The organism is Priestia sp. FSL R5-0597 (genome assembly GCF_038006305.1).
In the GTDB taxonomy this organism is placed as follows: Bacteria; Bacillota; Bacilli; order Bacillales; family Bacillaceae_H; genus Priestia; species Priestia zanthoxyli.
This window is the reverse complement of the sequence record NZ_JBBOUZ010000001.1, coordinates 714,785-736,642: the sequence shown is the minus strand read 5'-3', so window position 1 is coordinate 736,642 and position 21,858 is coordinate 714,785. Positions and strand designations below refer to the sequence as shown.

The 21,858-nt window shown below is 37.8% G+C and carries 27 protein-coding genes; 13 read left to right on the top strand and 14 right to left on the bottom strand.

What is annotated here, in order from left to right; genetic code table 11:
• Positions 1-14 precede the first annotated feature (14 nt).
• The gene (locus MKX72_RS03890; protein ID WP_034269385.1) at positions 15-464 is read right to left on the bottom strand and encodes an Lrp/AsnC family transcriptional regulator; all 450 of its coding nucleotides are present in this window, start codon (positions 462-464) and stop codon (positions 15-17) included.
• Between the two features lie 172 nt (positions 465-636).
• Between MKX72_RS03890 and MKX72_RS03885 the strand changes: the two genes are divergently transcribed.
• Positions 637-1,257 (top strand): YitT family protein, encoded by a 621-nt coding sequence (locus MKX72_RS03885; protein ID WP_033578070.1) that lies wholly within the window; start codon positions 637-639, stop codon positions 1,255-1,257.
• Between the two features lie 38 nt (positions 1,258-1,295).
• On the opposite strand, the gene MKX72_RS03880 is transcribed toward MKX72_RS03885, so the two are convergent.
• The 5 genes from MKX72_RS03880 to gnd form a co-directional block, all read right to left on the bottom strand.
• On the bottom strand, positions 1,296-1,907 hold the full coding sequence (locus tag MKX72_RS03880; RefSeq protein WP_028412329.1) for a DUF1349 domain-containing protein: 612 nt from the start codon (positions 1,905-1,907) through the stop codon (positions 1,296-1,298).
• 154 nt (positions 1,908-2,061) lie between these two features.
• Entirely contained in the window at positions 2,062-3,390 is a 1,329-nt protein-coding gene (locus MKX72_RS03875; RefSeq protein ID WP_034269380.1) for a GntT/GntP/DsdX family permease, read from the bottom strand.
• A 269-nt stretch (positions 3,391-3,659) separates the two neighbouring features.
• Positions 3,660-5,186, bottom strand: a complete 1,527-nt coding sequence (locus tag MKX72_RS03870; protein ID WP_033578068.1) for an NCS1 family nucleobase:cation symporter-1 — start codon at positions 5,184-5,186, stop codon at positions 3,660-3,662.
• 278 nt (positions 5,187-5,464) lie between these two features.
• A complete protein-coding gene (gene gntK, locus MKX72_RS03865; protein ID WP_028412332.1) occupies positions 5,465-7,006 on the bottom strand; it encodes a gluconokinase in 1,542 nt (513 codons plus the stop codon).
• A gap of 25 nt (positions 7,007-7,031) precedes the next feature.
• Positions 7,032-7,931 carry a phosphogluconate dehydrogenase (NAD(+)-dependent, decarboxylating) gene (gnd, locus tag MKX72_RS03860; RefSeq protein WP_034269374.1) on the bottom strand — a complete coding sequence of 300 codons (900 nt, stop codon included), beginning with the start codon at positions 7,929-7,931 and terminating at the stop codon, positions 7,032-7,034.
• 150 nt (positions 7,932-8,081) lie between these two features.
• Here gnd and MKX72_RS03855 point away from each other — a divergent pair, with 150 nt between their 5' ends.
• Both MKX72_RS03855 and MKX72_RS03850 read left to right on the top strand, forming a co-directional pair.
• Positions 8,082-8,927, top strand: coding sequence for a MurR/RpiR family transcriptional regulator (locus MKX72_RS03855; protein ID WP_014461544.1), 846 nt, complete (start codon positions 8,082-8,084; stop codon positions 8,925-8,927).
• A 169-nt stretch (positions 8,928-9,096) separates the two neighbouring features.
• Positions 9,097-9,576 (top strand): GNAT family N-acetyltransferase, encoded by a 480-nt coding sequence (locus tag MKX72_RS03850; RefSeq protein WP_028412334.1) that lies wholly within the window; start codon positions 9,097-9,099, stop codon positions 9,574-9,576.
• 125 nt (positions 9,577-9,701) lie between these two features.
• Here MKX72_RS03850 and MKX72_RS03845 read toward each other — a convergent pair whose 3' ends face one another.
• Positions 9,702-10,238 carry a phosphatidylglycerophosphatase A family protein gene (locus MKX72_RS03845; protein WP_028412335.1) on the bottom strand — a complete coding sequence of 179 codons (537 nt, stop codon included), beginning with the start codon at positions 10,236-10,238 and terminating at the stop codon, positions 9,702-9,704.
• A 172-nt stretch (positions 10,239-10,410) separates the two neighbouring features.
• Between MKX72_RS03845 and MKX72_RS03840 the strand changes: the two genes are divergently transcribed.
• The 6 genes from MKX72_RS03840 to MKX72_RS03815 all read left to right on the top strand — a co-directional run bounded on the left by MKX72_RS03840 (position 10,411) and on the right by MKX72_RS03815 (position 13,758).
• Complete coding sequence (locus tag MKX72_RS03840; protein ID WP_033578065.1) at positions 10,411-10,797, top strand: hypothetical protein; 387 nt, start codon at positions 10,411-10,413, stop codon at positions 10,795-10,797.
• Between the two features lie 131 nt (positions 10,798-10,928).
• Positions 10,929-11,093 (top strand): hypothetical protein, encoded by a 165-nt coding sequence (locus MKX72_RS03835; protein ID WP_340758779.1) that lies wholly within the window; start codon positions 10,929-10,931, stop codon positions 11,091-11,093.
• A gap of 137 nt (positions 11,094-11,230) precedes the next feature.
• On the top strand, positions 11,231-11,956 hold the full coding sequence (locus tag MKX72_RS03830; protein WP_098625921.1) for an alpha/beta hydrolase: 726 nt from the start codon (positions 11,231-11,233) through the stop codon (positions 11,954-11,956).
• A gap of 82 nt (positions 11,957-12,038) precedes the next feature.
• Positions 12,039-12,551: a YjcG family protein gene (locus tag MKX72_RS03825; protein WP_013055455.1), complete on the top strand. Its 513-nt coding sequence runs from the start codon at positions 12,039-12,041 to the stop codon at positions 12,549-12,551.
• 5 nt (positions 12,552-12,556) lie between these two features.
• Positions 12,557-12,991: a GNAT family N-acetyltransferase gene (locus MKX72_RS03820; protein ID WP_154989571.1), complete on the top strand. Its 435-nt coding sequence runs from the start codon at positions 12,557-12,559 to the stop codon at positions 12,989-12,991.
• Positions 12,992-13,080: 89 nt separating this feature from the next.
• Positions 13,081-13,758: a DUF421 domain-containing protein gene (locus tag MKX72_RS03815; protein WP_028412339.1), complete on the top strand. Its 678-nt coding sequence runs from the start codon at positions 13,081-13,083 to the stop codon at positions 13,756-13,758.
• 75 nt (positions 13,759-13,833) lie between these two features.
• Here MKX72_RS03815 and MKX72_RS03810 read toward each other — a convergent pair whose 3' ends face one another.
• On the bottom strand, positions 13,834-14,085 hold the full coding sequence (locus tag MKX72_RS03810) for a hypothetical protein (protein ID WP_033578061.1): 252 nt from the start codon (positions 14,083-14,085) through the stop codon (positions 13,834-13,836).
• Positions 14,086-14,462: 377 nt separating this feature from the next.
• On the opposite strand from MKX72_RS03810, the gene MKX72_RS03805 reads away from it, so the two are divergent.
• Both MKX72_RS03805 and MKX72_RS03800 read left to right on the top strand, forming a co-directional pair.
• Positions 14,463-16,781 carry an ATP-dependent helicase gene (locus tag MKX72_RS03805; protein ID WP_155008529.1) on the top strand — a complete coding sequence of 773 codons (2,319 nt, stop codon included), beginning with the start codon at positions 14,463-14,465 and terminating at the stop codon, positions 16,779-16,781.
• Positions 16,782-17,123: 342 nt separating this feature from the next.
• Positions 17,124-17,912 carry a M48 family metallopeptidase gene (locus MKX72_RS03800; RefSeq protein ID WP_235918783.1) on the top strand — a complete coding sequence of 263 codons (789 nt, stop codon included), beginning with the start codon at positions 17,124-17,126 and terminating at the stop codon, positions 17,910-17,912.
• 47 nt (positions 17,913-17,959) lie between these two features.
• Here MKX72_RS03800 and MKX72_RS03795 read toward each other — a convergent pair whose 3' ends face one another.
• The 5 genes from MKX72_RS03795 to MKX72_RS03775 all read right to left on the bottom strand — a co-directional run bounded on the left by MKX72_RS03795 (position 17,960) and on the right by MKX72_RS03775 (position 19,432).
• Positions 17,960-18,217 (bottom strand): stage VI sporulation protein F, encoded by a 258-nt coding sequence (locus MKX72_RS03795; protein WP_013055449.1) that lies wholly within the window; start codon positions 18,215-18,217, stop codon positions 17,960-17,962.
• A 133-nt stretch (positions 18,218-18,350) separates the two neighbouring features.
• Complete coding sequence (locus MKX72_RS03790; RefSeq protein ID WP_013055448.1) at positions 18,351-18,473, bottom strand: YjcZ family sporulation protein; 123 nt, start codon at positions 18,471-18,473, stop codon at positions 18,351-18,353.
• A gap of 87 nt (positions 18,474-18,560) precedes the next feature.
• On the bottom strand, positions 18,561-18,740 hold the full coding sequence (locus MKX72_RS03785) for a hypothetical protein (protein ID WP_098625917.1): 180 nt from the start codon (positions 18,738-18,740) through the stop codon (positions 18,561-18,563).
• A gap of 61 nt (positions 18,741-18,801) precedes the next feature.
• Entirely contained in the window at positions 18,802-18,978 is a 177-nt protein-coding gene (locus MKX72_RS03780; RefSeq protein WP_167387307.1) for a hypothetical protein, read from the bottom strand.
• Between the two features lie 67 nt (positions 18,979-19,045).
• Positions 19,046-19,432, bottom strand: a complete 387-nt coding sequence (locus tag MKX72_RS03775) for a hypothetical protein (protein WP_098625915.1) — start codon at positions 19,430-19,432, stop codon at positions 19,046-19,048.
• 261 nt (positions 19,433-19,693) lie between these two features.
• On the opposite strand from MKX72_RS03775, the gene MKX72_RS03770 reads away from it, so the two are divergent.
• Together MKX72_RS03770 and MKX72_RS03765 are read left to right on the top strand one after the other, a co-directional pair.
• Positions 19,694-20,431, top strand: coding sequence for a hypothetical protein (locus tag MKX72_RS03770; protein ID WP_028412344.1), 738 nt, complete (start codon positions 19,694-19,696; stop codon positions 20,429-20,431).
• A 139-nt stretch (positions 20,432-20,570) separates the two neighbouring features.
• Positions 20,571-21,404 (top strand): hypothetical protein, encoded by an 834-nt coding sequence (locus MKX72_RS03765; RefSeq protein ID WP_033578058.1) that lies wholly within the window; start codon positions 20,571-20,573, stop codon positions 21,402-21,404.
• 47 nt (positions 21,405-21,451) lie between these two features.
• Here the strand turns inward: MKX72_RS03765 and MKX72_RS03760 are convergent, their stop codons facing one another.
• A complete protein-coding gene (locus tag MKX72_RS03760) occupies positions 21,452-21,787 on the bottom strand; it encodes a DUF1360 domain-containing protein (RefSeq protein WP_155008530.1) in 336 nt (111 codons plus the stop codon).
• Positions 21,788-21,858: the final 71 nt, after the last annotated feature.

Below are 21,858 nucleotides of genomic sequence, written 5' to 3'. Positions count from 1 at the left end.
AAAAAACCGGCCTCTTATGGGGTCGGTTTTTGTATAGGAGTAATCATCCTGTTTTCTACAGGCGACTTTAAAATAATTGAGGTATTCACATTTCCATAAGGAATCAGTTCATCCACGAGCATTCTAAGTCCATCCATTCCAGACACGGCTGCTTTGATAAAATAAGAAACCGGTCCCGTTACGCGATGACATTCAAGCACATCTTCATTTTGCTCAATAAAGTCTTCAAATTCCTCTGGTTTTCTTTTTAATTCGCTTACTTGAATAAACAGCTGTGTATCTCTCCCTAAAGCTTTCGGAGACACCGTAGCGCTGAAACGCTGTATCACTCCTCGTTCCTGAAGGCGCTGCAGCCTTTCTGATACGCTCGGACGGCTAAGAGCCAGCTTTTTTGATAAATCACTAATCGTCATACGCCCGTCTCTTTGCAAAATAGACAATAATTGTGCATCGATTTGATCCATACAAACCTTTCCTTTCAAAATGAATATAATAAATAAAATCTTTATTCAAGTTGATAACAGAACAAGTATTATTTCCTTCATTTATACATGTGTTTTCTTTATTTAATATCCTATCATTAAAGTAGATAATTGAAAATGAAAATTCCGAAAAAACAAACAAAGGGGTTTATTTATGAAAAAAGTTTTATGGATTATTCTTGGATGTACGATTGCAAGTATTGGTGTTCTTATCTTGCGGCACTCTCACGTAGTGACGGGGGGAACAGCTGGTCTGTCTCTTAGCTTGTCATATGCCCTTCCTTTGTCGTTTGCGGTGATTTTTTTTCTCATTAATATTCCTTTTTATCTCTTTTCCTTCTTTCAAATGGGATGGAAATTTACCGTCACAACTATAGGATCAGTGTCTTTGCTATCACTTCTCACTTCACTCGATCACTTGCTTCCTGCTTTTACACTTCCCAGTCTGATGGGTGCTGTTACGGGCGGACTAATTGCCGGTCTTGGCTTATCCATTTTATTTATGAACGGAGCTTCTCTTGGGGGTGCTAATATTCTAGCGTTATTCGCGCAGCGAAAATTCGGTTGGGATCCTGGAAAAGTGAATTTTTCATTTGATTTCCTCGTCGTGCTGTCGAGCATGTATTCAATTGGATTTTCAAAAGGAATTTTCTCTGTTATGTCCATTGCGATTACAGGGTTTGTCATCAGCTATTTCAAACAAAAAATTGCTTTACACAATCAATCGACACCCACTGCTGCCACACAGCCTTTAGATAATGTACTCTCTAAATAAAAAACACGATTTAGCTGTGACTAAATCGTGTTTTTCGTTTAAAGCTTTTCTACTTTTATAAAATCAAATTGGGCCTCATATCCTTCTCCTTGAGGACTACAAGCGTAAATCCCAACTTGAACAGGTTCTTTGGATGAGTGCAATAAGTGAGCGAGTCGGAGCTGAGTCCAGGAATCTCCATCACTTGAATAACAAACGGTGTAATCATCATTTTTGCGCTGAATTTTAAAATAAAGCGCTGATTTGTTTTGAGTAAAATTTTGACTGGACCAATCTGAGAAGCCCTGGTTGGTTACGACTGCTCCTAATTGGTTAGGGCCATCGGGATTGTATTCAACTGACGTTTTGATCCACGTATCTTTTGATACACGAATCATGAGACCTGCTTGATCGTAGCGATTAACTGGATATGTATGCACCTTTGTCATGATTTCAAAGTCGCCTTCTACTTCACGATAAAGAAAGTGTCCATTGTCCGCTTCAAAGCCATAATGAGTACGCTGCCAAAAATCTGTTTTAGCGTCTGTTTTAATCACTAATCGATTCGTTTCCGTATCAATTTGAAATTGAGCTGGTGGACAATACCAAGAAACGTCTGAATCTAATTTTCCTTCTGAAAAGTTTGTGAAAAATACTAGTTGATTACTCACTCTCTGTCATTCCCTTCTTAGAAGCTATTGTTCTTCTATTTCTATTTTGCCATAATTTAACGAATAAATAAAATATTTTGATTATTTTTCTAGTAAATTCTTTTCTTTCATAAAAAAATAAGACTCTTTTACATAGAGTAAAAGAGTCTTATTTTTAGATTATTGCATTTAGAATAAGTGCTCCTGCAAAAGCAATAAAGGATAGAAGCGTTTCCAGAACAGTCCATGTTTTGAACGTTTCTTTTACTGTTAATCCTAAATACTCCTTCACCATCCAGAATCCAGCATCATTAACGTGAGAGAACATTAGTGAACCCGCGCCCGTAACAATAACCAGAAGTTCTAAATTAACACCAGACATATGCTCAATGATCGGTGAAACAATACCCGCCGCTGTTGTTAATGCAACTGTTGCTGAACCTGTAGCGATACGGATTAATCCAGCAATTAAAAATGCAAGTACAAGTGGTGATAGAGATAGATGTTCAGACATTTGACCAATCGTTGTACCTACTCCACTATCGATTAATACTTGTTTGAAGCCACCGCCTGCACCAATAATCAAGACAATAGATCCTACAGGAAGCAAGCATTCTTCCGTTAGTTTTTTAATCACATCTTTTGTCATACCTTGACGTTTTCCAAGCAGGTAAAACGCTGCAAAACAAGAAATTAAAAGTGCAATTAATGGACTTCCTATTAATTCTACAAACTTCACTACGCCGCTTGGCAATCCGTTAATAATAGGCACTATTGCTGCTAAAACCATTAATAAAACAGGAAGTAAAATAACAAAGAATGAAACGCCTGTACCAGGAAGATCTTTAGATGTTGTCGTGATACGAATTAAATCCGGCTCTCCTTCTGGAATTACTCGTTTGTTAACCCATTTTGCAAAAACTGGTCCAGCGATAACTGCTGCTGGAATTGAAATGATTAACGCGTATAAAAGCACTTTCCCCGTATTTGCTCCGTAAATACTAATAGCTGCCATCGCTCCCGGATGAGGAGGAACGAGACCGTGAACAATTGATAATCCTGCAATAACTGGCAGAGCAATCAATAATATATTTTGTTTTGTTGTTTTATGAATCGAAATAACTAAAGGCAGTAAGATTAAAATTCCTACTTCGAAGAAAACAGGAATACCAATAATGAAACCTGCTACTAGCATTGCCCACGGCAATCTTTTCACACCGAATATTCTTACAAAATAATCCGCTACCTGCATGCCAGCGCCTGAATCAGCCATCAGCTTACCTAAAATTGTTCCCAGTGCTAAAATTCCTACTAAGTGTCCTAAAACACCGCCCACTCCCGTTTCGTAAGCGGCAACAATTTTATCCATTGATAACCCAGAAGCAATTGCTAAAAACAAACTCGCAACCGTTAAACTGATAAACGCATGCCATTTAAAAACTGAAACACCTACAATAACAATAACAATTGCGACAACCGTAATAGCTAATAAGTATGCATCCATCTTGCTTTCCACCTTCCCCTTAAGTAAACGCTTTCTTTATGTAGCAAAAAAGCTCTAAACCTGTTAATTTTTTAAAAAATACGTTTTAATTATCGAAATCGTTTACATTAATTAAATCAGAAAACGATTTCATCTTTTTATTACTTAAATTATATGAAAAAAAAATTCTTAAATCAATAAAAAAACTCAAAAAAATTTTATCAATTTTCTTCCATAGAGTTTCAACGCATAAAAAAATCCAATCATGTTAATGATTGGATTTATCTTATTTATTTAGTGATGGTGGGATCAGCGGTTTGACTGTCGATAATTGGTTTTTCGCTTGTTTTTAACGTTATTTCTTCATATTCTCCCGGCGCTAATACACTTTTATCTCCTCTCATGAGATACGTATAGGCGATGATAGAAATGAATAGACCAAATGTCCAGGCATTATCCCATAAAAAGCGCAGTCCAGGAATCAGTAAGCCTAAAACAGGTATGGCCACGCCAATTACTAATGCATAAATACCGTTTTTATTAAAACCAGTTGAATAACTATAGCGACCGTTTACCTCGTATAAATCCTTTAATGCCATCTGTCTCCTTCTTACAAGCCAGTAGTCAGCAATGGCGATGCCGTCTATAGGACCAAGCAGCGCTCCGTATGTTCCAAGCCATCCAAAGATATAATTCCCGAAATTAGACATGATGTACCATGGCTGAAGCAAAATAGCAAAGATACCGGTTACTAGCGCTCCCATCGCAAACGTGATTTTCTTTGGATTCAGATTCTCAATTGCACGGGCCGGCGCCACAATATTTGCTCCCACATTAATCGTTAAAGAAGAAAGCACGATAACGATTGTTCCTAAGAAAATGATAAACGGAGGGAATTTAGCTACTAACGCCACTGGATCCCAAATAGCTTCTCCGAATATAACGATGGTTGCCGAGGTAACAGCAATTCCAATAAATGAAAAAACACTCATCGTCAACGGCAAGGAGAAGGTTTGCGCAACCATTTGGGATTTCTGGCTTCTAGCATATCGACAAAAATCCGGAATGTTCAAAGCGAGCGTAGCCCAAAATGCAATGACTCCGGTTAAAGCAGGGAAAAATACAGCTAGAAATTCTCCGGTGGATGTAAATTTAGAAGGCGTAGATAAAATGGGTCCCCACCCTCCTGAGTTTGTATAAGCCCATATAAAAAGAATAATAGCTGAAATACCAATAACCGGAGCAGCAATCGCTCCTAACACTTTAATTGCTTGCGGTCCTTTATACGCCACTCCTACATTTAAAAGCCAAAAGAGAGCAAATACAATGGCTGTATGACCAGCTAAACCATTCCAAGATGAAAATGAAGCGCTTAGCAGTGTATCAATTGCTTCCGTTCCAATCCATGTATTAATTCCAAACCATCCAGCAGCCACAATAGCCCTAGCCAGTGCTGGGATATGTGCTCCTTTATCTCCAAACCACAGGCGGGCAAATACCGGATAAGGAATGCCAAACTTGGTTCCAGCGTGAGAATTAAGCAAAATAGGAATAAGAACAATTACATTTCCTAAAAAGATTGTACCAATTGCCTGCCACCAGTTCATTCCAAGCGTCATCATTCCGCTCGCCATTGTGTAAGCTGGAATACACAGACACATCCCAATCCAAAGCGTGGCAAAGTTAACTCCTTTCCAAGAATGTTCTTTCATCGTAGTAGGACGTAAATCTTCATTCCAAAGATCGCTTCCGCTCAGCTGATTGTGCGTCTCATCTGTGAGCGTCACAATTCCATCTTGCTCGATTTGTGTTTTCATCCATAAAACCCCTTTTCATAAAATAAGTTCATTTCAAAAAACAAATTTTATTTGAATTTTCTGAAATATAAAGGCGTTTGTGACGATTCCTTCTAGTATGTGATAAATACTAACGTTATTCCTTATTATATTTAATGCGAAACAGGGATACACTGGACAAATTGTAACATTATTTGAGGGAACTTTTATATATTGTGTAGTGTTAACTCTTTTGGTTGTTAGATAACCTAACACACAAAAAATCATCGCCTGAAAGCTTCAAGCGATGATTTTTGAACTTAATGTACGTATTTTTTTTGAAAAGCCGTAATGCTTTCGTATTCTTCTTTAAATAAACGAGCCAAACGAATATAGATAGTCGTTAACTCTTTATATACTTCACTGTTTTCTTTGATTGGATAATGATGATTAGTCGCTCCAACCATATCGGAAACAACGTTTAATGAGTCGACTTCGCCAAGGCTATATAAGCCAAGAATAACTGCTCCTAGACATGAACTTTCAAAGCTTTCCGGCACGGATACTTCTTGGTTAAAAATATCTGCCATCATTTGGCGCCAAAGTGCGGAACGTGCAAATCCGCCTGTTGCCTGAATTTTCGTAGGTTCTCCAATTAACTCTTCAAGTGCCAATAATACCGTATACAAGTTAAAAATAACGCCTTCTAATACGGCGCGAATCATATGTTCTTTTTTATGATGCAAACCTAGGCCGAAAAATGAACCTTTAGCATTTGCATCCCAAAGCGGCGCACGCTCTCCTGACAGGTATGGATGAAACAATAAGCCGTCTGCTCCAGGTTTCACTAAAGCCGCAATATCCGTTAATACTTCATATGGATCTTTTCCAAGACGTTTAGCTGTTTCGACTTCCGACGCTCCAAATTGATCACGAGCCCATCTGAAAATCATGCCTCCGTTATTTACAGGGCCGCCAATTACCCAGTGGTCTTCTGTCAACGCATAACAGAAAATACGACCTTTAGGATCGACTACTGGCTTGTCAGTGACTGCTCGAATAGCTCCGCTTGTCCCAATTGTTACTGCAACAACGCCTGGTTCAATCGCATTTACACCTAAGTTTGATAATACGCCATCGCTTGCACCTACAATAAAGGGCGTATCCGGCAGTAAGTGCATCTCAACTGCAAGCTCTGTGTTTAGCCCTTTCACTTGATGCATAGTTGAAACAGGAGTGGATAGCTGATCTGTCGTCACACCTGCTACTTTTAATGCTTCTTCATCCCACGCAAGATTTTTCAGATTAAATAAACCTGTTGCTGATGCAATCGAATAGTCAATCACATATTCGTTAAACAACTTAAAGAATACATATTCTTTAATTGAAATAAACTTATGTGTTCCCTTCACTAATTCAGGCTGTTCATTAGAAAGCCATGTTAGCTTGGAAAGTGGCGACATCGGGTGAATAGGCGTGCCTGTACGTAAATAAATCTCATGGCCGTTGTATTCATTTTTAATTTTTTCCGTCCATTCTGCACTTCTATTATCGGCCCACGTAATACATTTTGTCAGCGGCTTTCCCTGCTGATCAACGGCAATAACACTGTGCATAGCTGAGCTGAATGAAACGCATAAAATATCCTCAGGTTTTACATCGCTTGTTTTTACAACCGTTTGAATGGTACGTACAACTGCTTGAAAAATTTCTTCAGGATCTTGCTCAGCCATCGCGGGCGTAGGCGAGTATAGTGGATACTCAATCCCATGGTTAGCAATGACTGTACCGTCTACTGAAAATAATACAGACTTTGTACTCGTTGTTCCGATATCTACACCTATTGCATATTTTTTGCTCATGCTGCTGTCCCCCTACTTTACTACTTTACTTATTTACAACACCGTGACCGCCGAATTCATTTCGAAGTGCTGCTACAACTTTTCCTGTAAATGTATCTTCCTCTAATGAACGATAGCGCATCATTAGCGATAAAGCAATAACAGGAGTTGCCGTTTGAAGATCAAGGGCAGTCTCTACGGTCCATTTCCCTTCACCAGAAGACTGCATGACTCCTTTAATACTATCTAGTTTAGGATCTTTTGAAAACGCATTTTCCGTTAGTTCCATCAACCAAGAGCGAACGACAGATCCGTTATTCCAAACGCGCGCTACGGCTTCATAGTCGAAATCAAACTGACTTTTTTCCAGAACTTCAAATCCTTCAGCAATGGATTGCATCATTCCATATTCTACACCATTATGAACCATTTTTAAAAAGTGACCGCTTCCGCTTTTGCCTGCGTACATAAATCCATTTTCTACGCAAATATCACTAAAAATTGGTTCAATTGTACGGAATGCTTCTGCATCTCCGCCAATCATTGTACATGCTCCGTTTCTTGCACCTTCCATTCCGCCGCTTGTCCCTACATCAAAGAAGTAAATACCTTTTTCCTGAAGATCCTGAGCACGTCGAACAGATTCTTTATAATTAGAGTTTCCTCCATCTATTACAATATCTCCTTCTGACAGAAGTTCTTTTAGTTCTGTAATCACATTTTCCGTTACTTCTCCAGCCGGAACCATAACCCATACAACTTTAGGTGAAGCAGGCAGTTCGTTGACTAACTCTTCAATAGTAAAGGCACCAGCTGCTCCTTCATTTGAAAGTTTTTCTACCGCTTCTTTATTCACATCATAAGCTACAACTTCATGATGATTGTCCATTAAATTTAATGATAAATTATATCCCATTTTTCCTAACCCGATTAATCCAATTTTCATTTTACAAACTCCCTTTGAAAAAAAATTTCACATTACCTCCATTATACGAATTATTTTTCATTTTGCAATCGTTTACAAGAAAATTTTTTTCACACATATTTTTGTGCTATACTCTTTTTACTACTAAATTCGTGGAAAGGAACATCAGTTATGACGCAAAATTGTTTAGGAAAAATTCGTTCTCACTATGCTAGATTCAGTGAAAAAGAGAAAAAAATTGCAAATTATATTTTAGAACAGCCGGAACAAATTATTCACAGTACCATTAACGAAGTAGCAGACGATTTAAATGTAGCTGATGCAACAGTCTTTCGCTTTTGTAAACGAATTGGCTTCAAGGGCTATCAGGCGATGAAAATAGCGCTGGCTGCTGAAATTATGACGCCTATTCAGCAGATTCACGAGGAAATTGCTGAAACGGATAATGAAAAAACGATCGCTGAAAAAATCTTTCGCTCCAACGTGCGAACGCTTGAGAATACATTACAAATACTAGAGGGCAATGCTATTGAAAAAGCCGTCAAACTTTTAATGAAGGCCGATAAAGTTCAATTTTATGGCACGGGAGGCTCTTCAGTCGTGGCTATGGATGCTTTTCATAAATTTGTGCGAACAGGAATTAAAACGTTTGCATTTATCGATTCCCATTTCCAGCTTATGTCCGCTTCTCAATTGACGAAACAAGATGTAGCGGTAGTGATTTCTCATTCTGGAACAAATAAAGACACGATGAACATTTTAAATACAGCAAAAGCGAACGGTGCCAAAACGATCGGGATCACGGGTTTTCCTAAATCTCCATTAAGTCAAAACGTTGACGTTTCTCTTTATACAAGTTCAGAAGAAACCGAATATCGATCTGAAGCTCTCGCCTCGAGAATTGGACAGCTAAGCCTCATTGATGCTTTGTATGTTAATGTAATGATTGCGAATAAAGACACCTCTAAACACTCGCTTGAAAAAGTACGCGATGCTATTGCTGAAACTAGAATTTAATGTTTCGCCCTTATATATTCTTCAACTACAACATCAAACAGAGCATAAAATATATGCTCTGTTTAGTGCGGTTCTTCACTTAAAATTTTCAGGTTTTCATTCTCATTTAACATTTTCTAAGTTGCTACATATGATAAAGCACAACTTTTAAAAAGTAGGTGAAGTGTGTATGGATATTATCTATCGCACTGCAAAACTAGATGATTATACAGAAGTAAATAAAATATTAGGGGAATCACTAGAACTCCACGCAAATGCGCTTCCTTCTATGTTTGATAACCAAATGGCTGTTTTATCTCCAGAACAATATCAAGCTACCCTTTATTATGCAACCATTGATATTCTTGTAGCTCAATATCGAAATCAAATTATTGGAGCGTCTGTTGTTGAATTAAAATATAACCCTCCCACCACGTTAGCTCCGCTTTCCTACACAGCATACATCCAATATTTTGGTGTAAAAAAAGGCTTTCAAAATTATGGGGTAGGAAAAGGTCTTTTTTCTGCTACGAAACAGTGGGCTGTACAAAAAGGAGCAAATGACCTCCAGCTTACCGTATGGGCATTTAACGAAAAAGCACGTGCTTTTTATGAAAGTCTTGGACTGGAAAACTTAAGCTATCTTATGACTACTTCACTACAGCCATAAATCGTTCCATTAACGGAGGCTAGGCACGTATCTCCTACGTGCCTAGCCTCCGTTATTCAAATAAAAGACTAAATCATTTTAACGCGTTAATTTACGCAGCTTATATACATACTAAAAGAAGTTTATTACGTAGCCGGATTGCCTTCTTGCAGCTGTTCTTGTTCATCACGCTGACGGTGAGCCAAACGACTTGCCGCACTAGAAGCTACGCTCGCTACCAAATCATCTAAAAAGGTATTAACTCCTTTTTCTTTTTTACAGTCCAGCTTTTCAATAATACCTACTTTTACTTTATCTAAATAGCCAAAGGTCGTAACAGCGATACTGCCATAGGTTAAAACGGCACCTAAAGCAATCGTTTCGTCAACGCCAAACAACCCTTCGTCTTGTTCTACAATACTTTGAAGAGGTTCTGATAATTTATTTTGCTCAGCTAACTTATCAAGTTCGATTCCAACTAGAAGGGCATGCTGAATTTCTCGCTTTTGCAGTACTCTCTCTACGCTTTCAGCGCATTCCTGAATGGTTAGAGCTGGATGATAAGGAAGCTGTAAATCATACACAATTTCAGCAATATCCAAAACTGTTACGCCACGCTCTTCCAGCAAATTAAATGTTGCCTTTGCTACTTCTTTGCTCGTTGGGATTTTTTTCGCTGTCATGTCTCTCTCTCCTTTTCAAGTTGTTGTCTCTCTTTATACTAAATTCGATGAGAGCCGCTAAAAACCTTTTTTGTTCATCCTCCTGAGTTCATAAACTCGTCACATATCTCTTTAGGCGCTCATTACATTTACTTGCTATAATGAAATTATCGAATCAGGAGGTTTGTCTACTGTGGAAGAAAAACAAAGTAAATTTAGCAGAGGCTTATTATTATTTTTCATTGGCGCAACAGCCCTTTTCTTTATCGTCTTAATCGTTCTGTTTCTCATGTCTACTTTTGGAAAAAGCGAAAAAGAAGCTGTGGCTCTGCTCGCAGGAAATCACTATGCTATCGTTAAAGAAGAGAATTCATATACTCTTTATGATCAAAAAGAAAACAAGCCTATTTTGAAAGATGTAAACGGCTATTTCGGTGCTCGCAATATCCGAAGTTATGTAAAAAATGACACAGAATTGGTTTCGATTGATGAAAAAGAAGAGGAATATACGAAAAAACCGCTAGAAAAAGCCACTCAAGCAGAAAAAGATATGTTTAAAAAGATGAAAAAATTAGATTAACAAAAAAACGAATCATCAATCAAACTGTTTGATTGATGATTCGTTTTTTTTGTTAAAGTGCACGCAGGTTTTATCTGTTTCATTCCTTCTAGCAGTTGATTGGAGGGAAAGGCGAAGATTCCTGCGGAAACATGGGAACAGGTGAGACCCCGCAGGAGCACAAGCGACGAGGAGGCTCACCGGCCGCCCGCGGAAAGCGGAGTCTTGCACGGAAATCAACTGCGGCCGAGCAAGCTGTCCAGATTATATATCCAGATTGTTCATGTTTGGATGAAATTCATTTCGTTACGTCCTAACCTCTTTTTTTAGCAACGCATGCCTCTTTCTCGTCATTCGCTAAAAAATTCGTTACAATAAAATAAAGAACGATTTTTAGAAAATGTGTTACAATAAAGGTAACGCTTTCATTCAAATGCATAGGAGTCGATTATTCATGTCAGAAAGTAAGCGGAAGTTAGAAGAAATTTCTTTTTATAGTGACGCACTGCAAGAAGATCTCACGTTACTAGTCTATTTGCCGTCAAACTATTCTACGCTCTATAAGTATTCTCTACTTATCGCCCAAGATGGAAAAGATTATGTTATGTACGGACGTACACCTCGTTTAATCGATGATTTAATGAACGAGTCAGAAATCGATCGTACTATTTTTGTTGGAATTCCATATAAAAGCGTGGAAGACAGACGCGATAAGTATCATCCAGAAGGAAAGCAGGTAGATGCTTACATTCGCTTTTTAGCACATGAACTTGTGCCATTTTTGGATAAAACATATCCTACATATCAAATGGGAAAATCGCGTGTTCTAATTGGTGATTCGCTTGCTGCTACAGTTTCACTGCTGACGGCCATTGCGTATCCTCACACGTTCGGGAAAGTAATTATGCATTCTCCTTTCGTGAACGATGCTGTATTACAAACGGTCAACTCATTTGCTTCTCCTTCACTTCTGGATTTGTATCATGTTATTGGAACGGAAGAAACGGACGTCAAAACAACACAAGACGGTATATTGAACTTTATTGAGCCTAACCGCTTGTTGCACGAACAAATGAAGCAGCGTGGATATTCTGTTTTCTATGAAGAATTTAACGGAAATCATACGTGGAAATACTGGCAAAAAGACGTAAAGCGGTCGCTTCAATATATGTTGAAGTAGAAAGATATCATATTTTTTGAAAATTTGTTATAATAAGCTCGCTTTATACATATTTTATGATCTTACTTTGGAGGGATTTTTTATGAAATTTGGCGTTGTACTTTTTCCATCTAAAAAATTGCAAGATGTAGCGAATTCTTATCGAAAGCGCTATGATTCTCACTATTCATTAATTCCGCCTCATCTTACATTAAAAGAAGTCTTTGAAGCTACAGAAGACCAAATTGATGAAATTGCGGCTAATTTGCGTAAAATTGCCGAAGAAACAAATCCATTTACATTAAATGTAACGAAAGTAAGCTCATTTTCACCAGCCAATAACGTTATTTACTTAAAAGTGGAACAAAAGCCAGAACTGACGTCACTTTACAATAAACTTCATGAAGGCAATCTCGAACAGCCAACTGAGTATTCATTTATTCCACATATTACAATTGGTCAACGACTTTCAGATGATGAGCACTTAGATGTGTATAGCCAGTTGAAGCTTGTAGATGTCGCTCATGAAGAAACAGTTGATCGCTTTCATTTAATGTACCAGCTTGAAAATGAAACATGGACTGTGTTTGAAACATTTCGTCTTGGAAAGGGATAAGATACGTGAACATCAAAGTACTAACGAACAAACAAGATCCTTCTGATGCTTACTTCGTACGTCAAAAAGTATTTGTAGAAGAACAGCAGGTTGATGTAGAGCAAGAAATCGATGAATACGATTGCGAAGCCCTGCATTTAGTTGTATACAAAGGAACTGCACCAATTGGGGCAGGACGCTTCCGTATGGTAGAGGACTATGGAAAAGCCGAACGAATCTGCGTTCTTTCTTCTTATCGAAAAGACGGTGTAGGAAAGCTTTTGATGGATAAATTAGAAGAGATCGCAGCAGAGCATGAGATTGAAAAGATTAAGCTGCATGCTCAAACGCATGCGGAAGGATTTTATAAAAAGCTAGGCTACGTAACGGTTTCAGGTGAATTTATGGATGCTGGAATTCCACATGTAGAGATGGTAAAGAAACTAAGTAAAAAACACTAGGAATTGAACCTGGTGTTTTTGCTTTTTTAAAGGATAAGAACCTTTGCTTTGCTTATACTAATACCTAATCATGTGAATTAGGTGAAAATATGGATGAACTTATCGGAATTGCACTAGAACTCTTTATCGGATTTATCTGCTTGTTTATCTTAACTAAATTTTTAGGCAGAGCGACGATCACTCAGCTTACCACTTTTGATTTTATCTCTGCTCTTGTATTAGGAGAGTTAGTAGGAAATGCGTTATATGACTCAGAAGTAGGCATAGGCAAAATTTTATTTGCTGTTATCTTTTGGGGAGCGCTTATTTATGTCACCGAAGTTATTACTCAAAAAAATATTCGCCTGCGCTTGTTTTTAGAAGGACGGCCATCTATTATTATTCGAAAAGGGAAAATTTCGTACAAAGAACTTAGCAAAAATCGATTAGATATCGATCAGCTTCTTCATATGCTGCGTTCAAAAGACATATTTTCCATTCGTGAAGTTGAATATGCAATTTTAGAAACAGATGGCTCGCTAAGCGTACTGCCAAAATCTGATTATGCTAAACCAACAAGAAGCGATCTGCAGCTGCCTCCTTCTGAACCTGTTTTATCTATCGCCTTCGTCAGTGATGGACGTTTGCTTTTGAAAAACTTAATTCAGTCAGGCTTTGATGAAGACTGGCTAAAGAAACAGTTAAAAAAACAGGGATTTACCGATTATAAACAGGTGCTTTATGCTGAATGGCAGCAGGGCCGTACACTTTTTATTGAATCTTACTAAGGTGTTTTTTACTTGTTCATTACTTTGTTAAAAATCGTGAGCGCATTCATTCTGCTGCGTTCACGATTTTTTCTATTATACCCGTGTATTAATCACTAGGCCCTTATTTGTTAGCTTGCTGTATACACGCTCTGCTGCTTGAAGCTTTTTTCGCTTTTGTACGGAGCTTGGCGTCAATTCCAATGAGTGAGAACGCGATTCAAACTCTTCGTCAAAGCTTTTTTTCTGGACAGGCCAAATACGATTTGAAAAAGAAGCATTATTTTTTTGAAGGCGATTTGCATATTGAATAGATTGATAAGGTGTGACGGGCAGTATATATCCCATATGAACCCTCCTCTTTTTCAAGATACCTTCTACTCCCGGACCTCAGTATTTTTCGCAAGAAGTATCGACATTGAAACAGCTCACTTACGCCCTCTTCTAGACTTGTTCAAAACAGATAGCACTTTGTATCTATACCGCCTTTTTTTGAACATATGTGACCTCTTACTCAATATATACCCTTTTTTACATCGTATCCCTCCAAAAATATCCGTACTCTTTTTAAAAAAAGATGATTTTGATATGATAGACTTTGATTATAGAATAAAAACTGTGCGTATATACACATCTATATCGATGTAGAACAAGAGCGGCTTCTTGCTTTAACTCCCTCTTATTTACTATTGATTGTTCATGTTTTACAAAGGAGGCCATGTTTTTTGCAACGTGCACTTTATCAAAAACAGATACTTAATCTTGCTATAACGGCTAGAGACCGATTTCAATATTTATATGAAGCTAGTCTCCGAGGAGAAATAACATGTGCTCACTGCGGAGAACCAGTTAAATTATACCTGGGGATTGAACATTCTCCTTACTTTTATCATGCTCAAGTTCCTCATGAAAGAGAAGAGTGTTCAGACACACTATCAGAAACAACAGCTGTACAACAAATAAAAGAAACTCCGGCTGAATACAGAGAAACCAATGGATTTCGTATTCCTAAAGGACGAGCTATTGGTGAGAAAAATTCAACTGTAAAAGAGAAAGCGACATGGAGGTCTTCCGTGCCTTTTTCAAGTGTTCCTGCTTTTCGCTCAAAACCACCTGTTCCTAAACACTCTGACTCTCCTTATTTAAATGAATTTAAAGAGAGCGGTATTGAATTAGATTCGAACCAATGGAAAGCTGTTACACATTCAGAAGGACCTCTTCTTATTCTAGCCGGTGCAGGAAGCGGAAAAACGCGTGTGTTAACAGCTCGCACCGCATATATGATACAAGAAAAACAAATTGATCCAAAATCCATTATGCTGGTGACTTTCACGGCTAAATCAGCTAAAGAAATGAAAGAACGATTGGCTACATATCCAAAGATGTCCGGCTTACATCTTCGTCAAATGCTAGTTGGAACTTTTCACAGCATTTTCTTACGTATGATTGTTCACCACAATCCTCAAGCGTGGCAAATGGATCGCCTGCTGAAATGGGATTGGCAAAAAGAACAGATCGTGAAAGAAGCAGCAAGAGAGCTCCGCGTGGATGAAAAAGATTTCCCGTTTGATCAGGCACTTCAGCAAATCGGCTATTGGAAAAACACGCTTGTTGGCGTGAAAGATGTTCGCCCAAAAGACAAATGGGAACAAGATGTGCACTTTTTATATCGTCGCTATGAAGAAGTCAAAAAGCAAAAACAGCTATTCGATTTTGATGACATGCTGTATGGATGTTATGAAATGCTAAAACAAAATCCCGATTTGCTAACTCGTTATCAAAAAAGATTTCGCTATTTTTTAATTGACGAATTTCAAGATATCAATAAAGTTCAATATAAAATTATGAAAATGCTAAGTGAAGACTCTAAAAACTTGTGTGTCGTAGGAGATGATGATCAATCAATTTACGCTTTCCGCGGAAGCGATCCTTCGTTCATCTTAAACTTTGAAAAAGATTTTGCTCATACAACTGTTATTACGTTAAACCAAAATTATCGTTCAGCTCACGCCATCGTTTCTTCCGCTAATAAAGTGATTGCACGAAATACAGCGCGCCGACAAAAAGAAATGGCTGCCCAGTTTGATAATGAGTTGAGACCTACCTTCTTCTTTCCATACGACGAAGAAGAAGAAGCAACAATGATTGTAACGGATATGAAAGAAAAGATTAAGCAAGGCGCTTCTCCAACTGACTTCGCGGTCTTGTACCGAACTCACGCTTCTTCACGCGCCATCTTTGAACGTTTATCGCAGTCAAACCTGCCATTTTCAATCGAACAAGATGCGGATTCGTTTTATAAAAGACGAATGGTTCGAAGTTTACTTTCATTTCTACGCTTGAGCGTGAATCCAAATGATGCAAGTTCGCTGCAAGATTTAGTGAACGCGCTATTTTTAAAGAAAACAGCAGTCAATGACTTAAAAGCAGCAAGTATTCTTCATGACGGTACATTTATTGATGCGCTTGAATATCTTCAAGATTTAAAACCGTTTCAGCAAAAAAAGCTCAAGAAAGTAATTCCTTTATTCAAGTCGCTAAAATCAATGTCTCCTTCTTTGGCACTTGAGACGATTTCTAAGGATATGGGATTCGATGATTTTGTCAAAAAACGCGGAAATGAAGGAAATATGATGGAAAAAGGTTCGGATGACGTGCGGGATTTAAAAGTTGTAGCACGTAAATTCAAAACCGTACCTGAACTGTTAGATCATGTGGATCATATGATTGCCATGAACACAGAGATGAAAGCTTTAAGCAAGCAATTTAATGAAAGTATTCAGCTAACCACCATTCACCGAGCAAAGGGTCTTGAATATAAGCATGTATACGTACTGAGCAGCGTAGACGGAGGATTGCCTCATGATTATGCACTCGAAGCTTATCGAGGCGGAGATGATGTGCCGCTTCAAGAAGAACGCCGCCTTTTATATGTAGCCATGACGCGTGCACAGAATTCACTTTACTTATCTGTTCCGCAAACTAGAAGAGGTAAAACCGCTTATCCTTCAAGATTTCTGAAGTCTTTTATAAAAAAAGTATAAAGCAAAAAAGGCTGGGACAAAAGTATTTTAGTCAAATTGAAGTACGAACGGTTAATCAAAATTATTGATTAACCGTTCGTACTTTTTATTGTCATGTACATGTAGAGTTAATATATTTAGTTGCTTCTAGCTGTTGATTGGAGGGCTCTTTGGGGAAAAGCTGAAGGGATGAGACCCCGTAGGAGCTCATGTATCCAATTTTCTCCTCTTTAGATTGGATTGATTTCGTTACGTTTCAACCTCTATTATTAACCAAATATTCCACTAAGAGGTAGATATTCATAAGTAGATGCGTTACACTACGTTATGTACTGCATTACTATATTTTAGGAGGTTCCATTATTGAACGCAAAGCTTATTCATGAAAATGAAAAGATTTTTTTCATTTTGTGTATGGTTATCAGCTTATTAACCTATTTGTTTTTAATTATTTCACTCGTCGGCATTCTCTACATTGCAATCGGTTTTTTCATTACATTTATGCTACACGGTTTCTCTATTGCTCAAATTCGCAATAATGGAGTTAGATTGACAGAGAAGCAGTTCCCGCACACTTATCATCAGGCAAAACATTTATCTTCAGAGCTGGATTTAGAGCTGCCCGATATTTATATTGTTCAATCAGGCGGCTTATTAAACGCGTTTGCTACACGTTTTTTTGGACGTCACTTTGTCGTTTTATACTCCGACATTGTTGAAATGATTGAAGATAATCAAGAAAAAGAACTTTCTTTTATCATTGCCCACGAATTAGTTCATATCAAACGTAAGCACACACTCTACCACTCACTTATTCTACCTGCTCTTTGGGTTCCTTTTTTAGGAAAAGCTTACTCTAGGGCCTGTGAATATACATGTGATCGCATAGCTTCCGTTGCGATTGGTGATGCAAAAGCTGCCACTCAAGCACTCACTATACTTGCGGTTGGTCATTGTCTAAATAAAAAAGTAAATCAGGAAGAATTTGTTCATACGCACTCACAGGAAAAAGGTTTTTTTATGTGGTTGAATCAAGCTACTGCAACTCACCCTCCTATCGCTCATCGTATTAAAGAAATTAATTACTTAGAACAGCATCCCGAACTGTTTGATCTTGATTCTAACGCATTTCAAACAAATGAAATTACATAAATAGAAAAAAGCCCTGACACCTCAGGGCTTTATATAAAAATATTAAATTATTTTTTCTCATTTAGCATTTTAGCGATGGTCGCAAAATCAATGGATTGATTATTGTTTGCAATCGCCTTAACAATTTGTTCTTCTTTTTGTTTTGAAATTGGCTTATTCGCAATTTGTGCTACTCGCTTCACAATATTACGCACCGTTTGCTCATCTTTAAAATTAGCATTTTGTACAGAATTCGCAAGTTCAAAAATATCCTTCATATTAACGCCTGTTTTCTTTTCTATATTTTTAAACATATTATTATCCACTTTGCATGACCTCCTTTATTTATACTTCATCGTATGCACCATGTGCCTAGATGGTGCCCTTTACATTTAATAAAAAAATAAAGTGCGAGTGAAACTTCACCCGCACTTTTCGGTGCCTTATTCATAGAAGGGATTAATTGTAAAAACAAACACAACCAACAATAATTAATAGAATGAATAATACAACGATTAACGCAAAACCACCGCCGTAGCCACCACCGTAACCACAACCACCGTAGCCAAATCCGCAGCCCATAATATTACACCCCCTCTGTTTTACTCTCTATACTGTATGTTCACTCAAATGATTTTGTATGGGCTTTTCAACTGTGTACATTAAATTTCATTGTCCAAACGGATCTTCAGCATCTTGCTCATCAAGTCTTTTTACATTATGCTGCAGTTTCCTTTCCTGCTGTTCCATCTGCTTTTCTGCTTTTTCTACTTCTTTCATTCTCTTTCGATGTTCCCCCATCATATGCTGTTCAAAAAACCGTTCAAATTCATCGAAAAAATCTGGCATCTCTACACCTCTCTCCACTCCATGTAAAAAAGCATTGTCTGATTGACAATGCTTCTATTGCTTATCGCTTTGGTAACTTTGAACCGCAGCCGCAACCACCTTGTTTTGGAGAAGGGTACTGGACTGGCTTAGGAATGGCATGCCCTTTCTTCACCGATTGTTTTGTCATTGGTTGTGGATGATAAGGCAGGGGCTGAGGGTATTGATTAGGATTATAATTATAATGATAATACATCATGTTTCCCTCCTTTTCACAGCATCCTATCTATAACATTATATTCAGGACTAAAGAAAGACGTTCTATCTTATTTGTCCATTTTGCGCTGCAGAGACAAAAATAAATCCGTGCTGTTTTTTGGTTTCCTCACTCTCGGTCTTTCTCCTCCCTTTTGCTCTGTCACTTCACGCAGCCGATTTTGCAGTTCTTGAATTGTCCCTTGAGCTTGATGATTGTACTGTACAATAGACTGTTCGGTTTTTGATTTTTGTTCATTGACGCATGCTTTAAGCCAATCTATTTTTTCCTCTAGCTTCTTTTTTTCTTCTTCATGCTTTTGCTGTAATTCCAATAACTCTTCCTTCATATCTTCATATTCAAATTCTTGGTGCTTGAATTTTTGATATTCTTCTTTATAAAAAGCCAACTCCGACTTCAATGAAGCAATATATTGTTTTGTTTTTTCCTCGCTCATGCCCTTCACTCCTCCATTATAAATAACCCACAGCTTCTAAAAAATCAGTTAAAGATGAATAACACTTTTTATTAACATGAATATGCTGTAATTGAGTTTATTATTTCCTTCATTTTTTATGCTCGCTCCAACTAGGATTTATTCCGATAAATTCCGCTTTTACTAAGGAACATAAAAGCAGGTCATTCATACACTATAGTAGTCCGATACCTAGTAACGAAAAGCGTAAAGGAAGGACAATTACAATTAGGAGGTTTAAAAATGGCAGAACTTTTTGAATCATTATGTATCCGCGTACCTAAAGTGTACGACTGGGTTAGACGTCAAGTTGTTTTACCACAAATCTTTACGAACGACACTTCATTATTTGAAGAAGAAGCACTTAAAGATTTAGGCCATGACGTAGAAGTGGAAATTGTTTTAACAGATAGTGAAGGTCACCCTGTAGATCCTTCAGATGAAGACGCACTTGATAACGTGATTGAGCTTGTGCCGCACGGTGGTCGCAGACCTAAAAAAATTGTGTTACCAGATGGAGAAGTTGTTGTTCTTCATGAAGTAAAATTATCAATTAGCGGCTTTTACCGAGTTAAGTTAATTGAATTGAATGGACATCACAAACACGATGAGGTTGAATCTAGCGTTATTCCTTGGAAAATACATCAAACATTCTATTTATGCGCCCCGGAAGGAACAGAACCTGTTGTCCACCTTGAATCTTTTGAAGGAACTGACGGTTCTCTCAGATTATCAGATTGTCACTTACAGCAATTAAGCTTTGATCTTATGTTATGCCTAAGTGTTCAAATTGAAAAAGATGTTAAAGTTGAAGTAGAAGGAAGCTTCTGCTACCCTCGCCCTGAAATCATTTCTACAAGCAGCTGCTCACCTATTGAATATCCACCTCAATGTGATGCTATTTTCCCTGGAAGACCACATCACGATGATTTTGATGGAGACGATGTAGAGTCAGGCTTCGACCATCACGAATTTGATTAACAAGATAAAAAGCCAGAGGAGAATATTTCTCCTCTTTTTTCATCCTTTACGCGCTTTCTGCATACATATAAATAAAACTGCTATGGGCAGCTCTAACGACCAGATTAATTTATAGCTCAGCAGGAAAGGAGACTACTAGATGAGTCGTAACTCCCCTTCCCCTAAAGATGATCTAACTCAATTAAAACAAAAGCTCATACACTATAAATCAGAAATTCGAAACGTGCAAAACCAACTAAAAAGCTATGAACGAGCTTTAGAGCGAGAAAAAGAAAATACATCGTTTTGGAAAAAGAAACACGCTGAGACGCTTTCTACATCTGAAAAAGAAGTAGAAATTGAAGAATTAGAAAAAGAACTGGATCTACTGAGAAACGAGCTTTCCGAACAAAAAATTATTGCCGAAGCGTTTCGAGAAAAAGCTTCAAGGAAACAGCCCGTTATTGAAGAAAAAATCGTGGAGAAAGTAATTGAAAAGATTGTAGAAAAACCCATAGAAAGGTTCGAAAAAAGCGATATCCTCTGTTTCTTCCAACATTCCATACTGCTGCCAGAACAAGATGAAAGCGAGCTGATGATGTTCGGCAACGTAATTATTCAAAATCAAACGAGCAGTACTTTATACTCTCCAACACTTTGCTTAAAAATGAAGCCTACTGCTTCTGCTATGTTAAGCGGGAAGATCATTGATGAAAAAGATATTGAAGCTTCTAGTGTCCCCTCTTCTTCTTTAGAATGGCGCTACGCTCATCCAAAATGGAACGAAAAAATTCAAAATGACGGTGAATATTGGATTAAACCCATTAAGCAAACAGTATTAAAGCCCAAAGGCAAATTACTATTTGACTCTTTTCAAGTAGTCATTCCGCTCTCCACTGATACAACTTCATTTATTCTAGAAGGCTTTTTCTATAGTGAAGAGTGGCAGGAAGGTATTCCTTTTTTAAATAAAGTTGTGCTAAATTTCCCTTAATCATTAAAAGACATATTGACGATCAATATGTCTTTTAACTCGTCCATTTATTTCATAAAAGATTCTATAATTCCTGCACACCCTGCAATAGCTAAGATCGTAATAATAGGAATAGCAATGTGCGGGACCGCTACATAACTAAAATAAATCCCTACCGCACACCATATGCCTGTACACCAATAGCAGCTGAGCAGTTCTCCAATCCACCTTTGCAGCCCCTTCCCTTTTATCTCCAGGTACGTTACCGTATTTCCTTGTTCATCTTGATCTTCTGCAATTTTGTGAAACGGCTTCCGAATAAAAGCCGTAATTTTATCAAAAACAATTAGACGAGTAAGTCGAAACGTTGCAAAGATAAATAGCGTTAGATAAATCCATGTCATCTTCATTCCTCCGTACATTCACAAACTTATGAAAATAAAAGCTAACGTGCTTCTTCACTGTTAGCTTTTAA

What these genes read in the sequence shown, in the direction of transcription:
- MKX72_RS03890 (WP_034269385.1), bottom strand. Translation starts at nt 464, where the DNA reads ATGGATCAAATCGATGCACAATTATTGTCTATTTTGCAAAGAGACGGG.
- MKX72_RS03885 (WP_033578070.1), top strand. Translation starts at nt 637, where the DNA reads ATGAAAAAAGTTTTATGGATTATTCTTGGATGTACGATTGCAAGTATT.
- MKX72_RS03875 (WP_034269380.1), bottom strand. Translation starts at nt 3,390, where the DNA reads ATGGATGCATACTTATTAGCTATTACGGTTGTCGCAATTGTTATTGTT.
- MKX72_RS03870 (WP_033578068.1), bottom strand. Translation starts at nt 5,186, where the DNA reads ATGAAAACACAAATCGAGCAAGATGGAATTGTGACGCTCACAGATGAG.
- gntK (WP_028412332.1), bottom strand. Translation starts at nt 7,006, where the DNA reads ATGAGCAAAAAATATGCAATAGGTGTAGATATCGGAACAACGAGTACA.
- gnd (WP_034269374.1), bottom strand. Translation starts at nt 7,931, where the DNA reads ATGAAAATTGGATTAATCGGGTTAGGAAAAATGGGATATAATTTATCA.
- MKX72_RS03855 (WP_014461544.1), top strand. Translation starts at nt 8,082, where the DNA reads ATGACGCAAAATTGTTTAGGAAAAATTCGTTCTCACTATGCTAGATTC.
- MKX72_RS03850 (WP_028412334.1), top strand. Translation starts at nt 9,097, where the DNA reads ATGGATATTATCTATCGCACTGCAAAACTAGATGATTATACAGAAGTA.
- MKX72_RS03845 (WP_028412335.1), bottom strand. Translation starts at nt 10,238, where the DNA reads ATGACAGCGAAAAAAATCCCAACGAGCAAAGAAGTAGCAAAGGCAACA.
- MKX72_RS03835 (WP_340758779.1), top strand. Translation starts at nt 10,929, where the DNA reads ATGGGAACAGGTGAGACCCCGCAGGAGCACAAGCGACGAGGAGGCTCA.
- MKX72_RS03830 (WP_098625921.1), top strand. Translation starts at nt 11,231, where the DNA reads ATGTCAGAAAGTAAGCGGAAGTTAGAAGAAATTTCTTTTTATAGTGAC.
- MKX72_RS03825 (WP_013055455.1), top strand. Translation starts at nt 12,039, where the DNA reads ATGAAATTTGGCGTTGTACTTTTTCCATCTAAAAAATTGCAAGATGTA.
- MKX72_RS03815 (WP_028412339.1), top strand. Translation starts at nt 13,081, where the DNA reads ATGGATGAACTTATCGGAATTGCACTAGAACTCTTTATCGGATTTATC.
- MKX72_RS03810 (WP_033578061.1), bottom strand. Translation starts at nt 14,085, where the DNA reads ATGGGATATATACTGCCCGTCACACCTTATCAATCTATTCAATATGCA.
- MKX72_RS03790 (WP_013055448.1), bottom strand. Translation starts at nt 18,473, where the DNA reads ATGGGCTGCGGATTTGGCTACGGTGGTTGTGGTTACGGTGGTGGCTAC.
- MKX72_RS03785 (WP_098625917.1), bottom strand. Translation starts at nt 18,740, where the DNA reads ATGCCAGATTTTTTCGATGAATTTGAACGGTTTTTTGAACAGCATATG.
- MKX72_RS03780 (WP_167387307.1), bottom strand. Translation starts at nt 18,978, where the DNA reads ATGATGTATTATCATTATAATTATAATCCTAATCAATACCCTCAGCCC.
- MKX72_RS03775 (WP_098625915.1), bottom strand. Translation starts at nt 19,432, where the DNA reads ATGAGCGAGGAAAAAACAAAACAATATATTGCTTCATTGAAGTCGGAG.
- MKX72_RS03770 (WP_028412344.1), top strand. Translation starts at nt 19,694, where the DNA reads ATGGCAGAACTTTTTGAATCATTATGTATCCGCGTACCTAAAGTGTAC.
- MKX72_RS03765 (WP_033578058.1), top strand. Translation starts at nt 20,571, where the DNA reads ATGAGTCGTAACTCCCCTTCCCCTAAAGATGATCTAACTCAATTAAAA.
- MKX72_RS03760 (WP_155008530.1), bottom strand. Translation starts at nt 21,787, where the DNA reads ATGACATGGATTTATCTAACGCTATTTATCTTTGCAACGTTTCGACTT.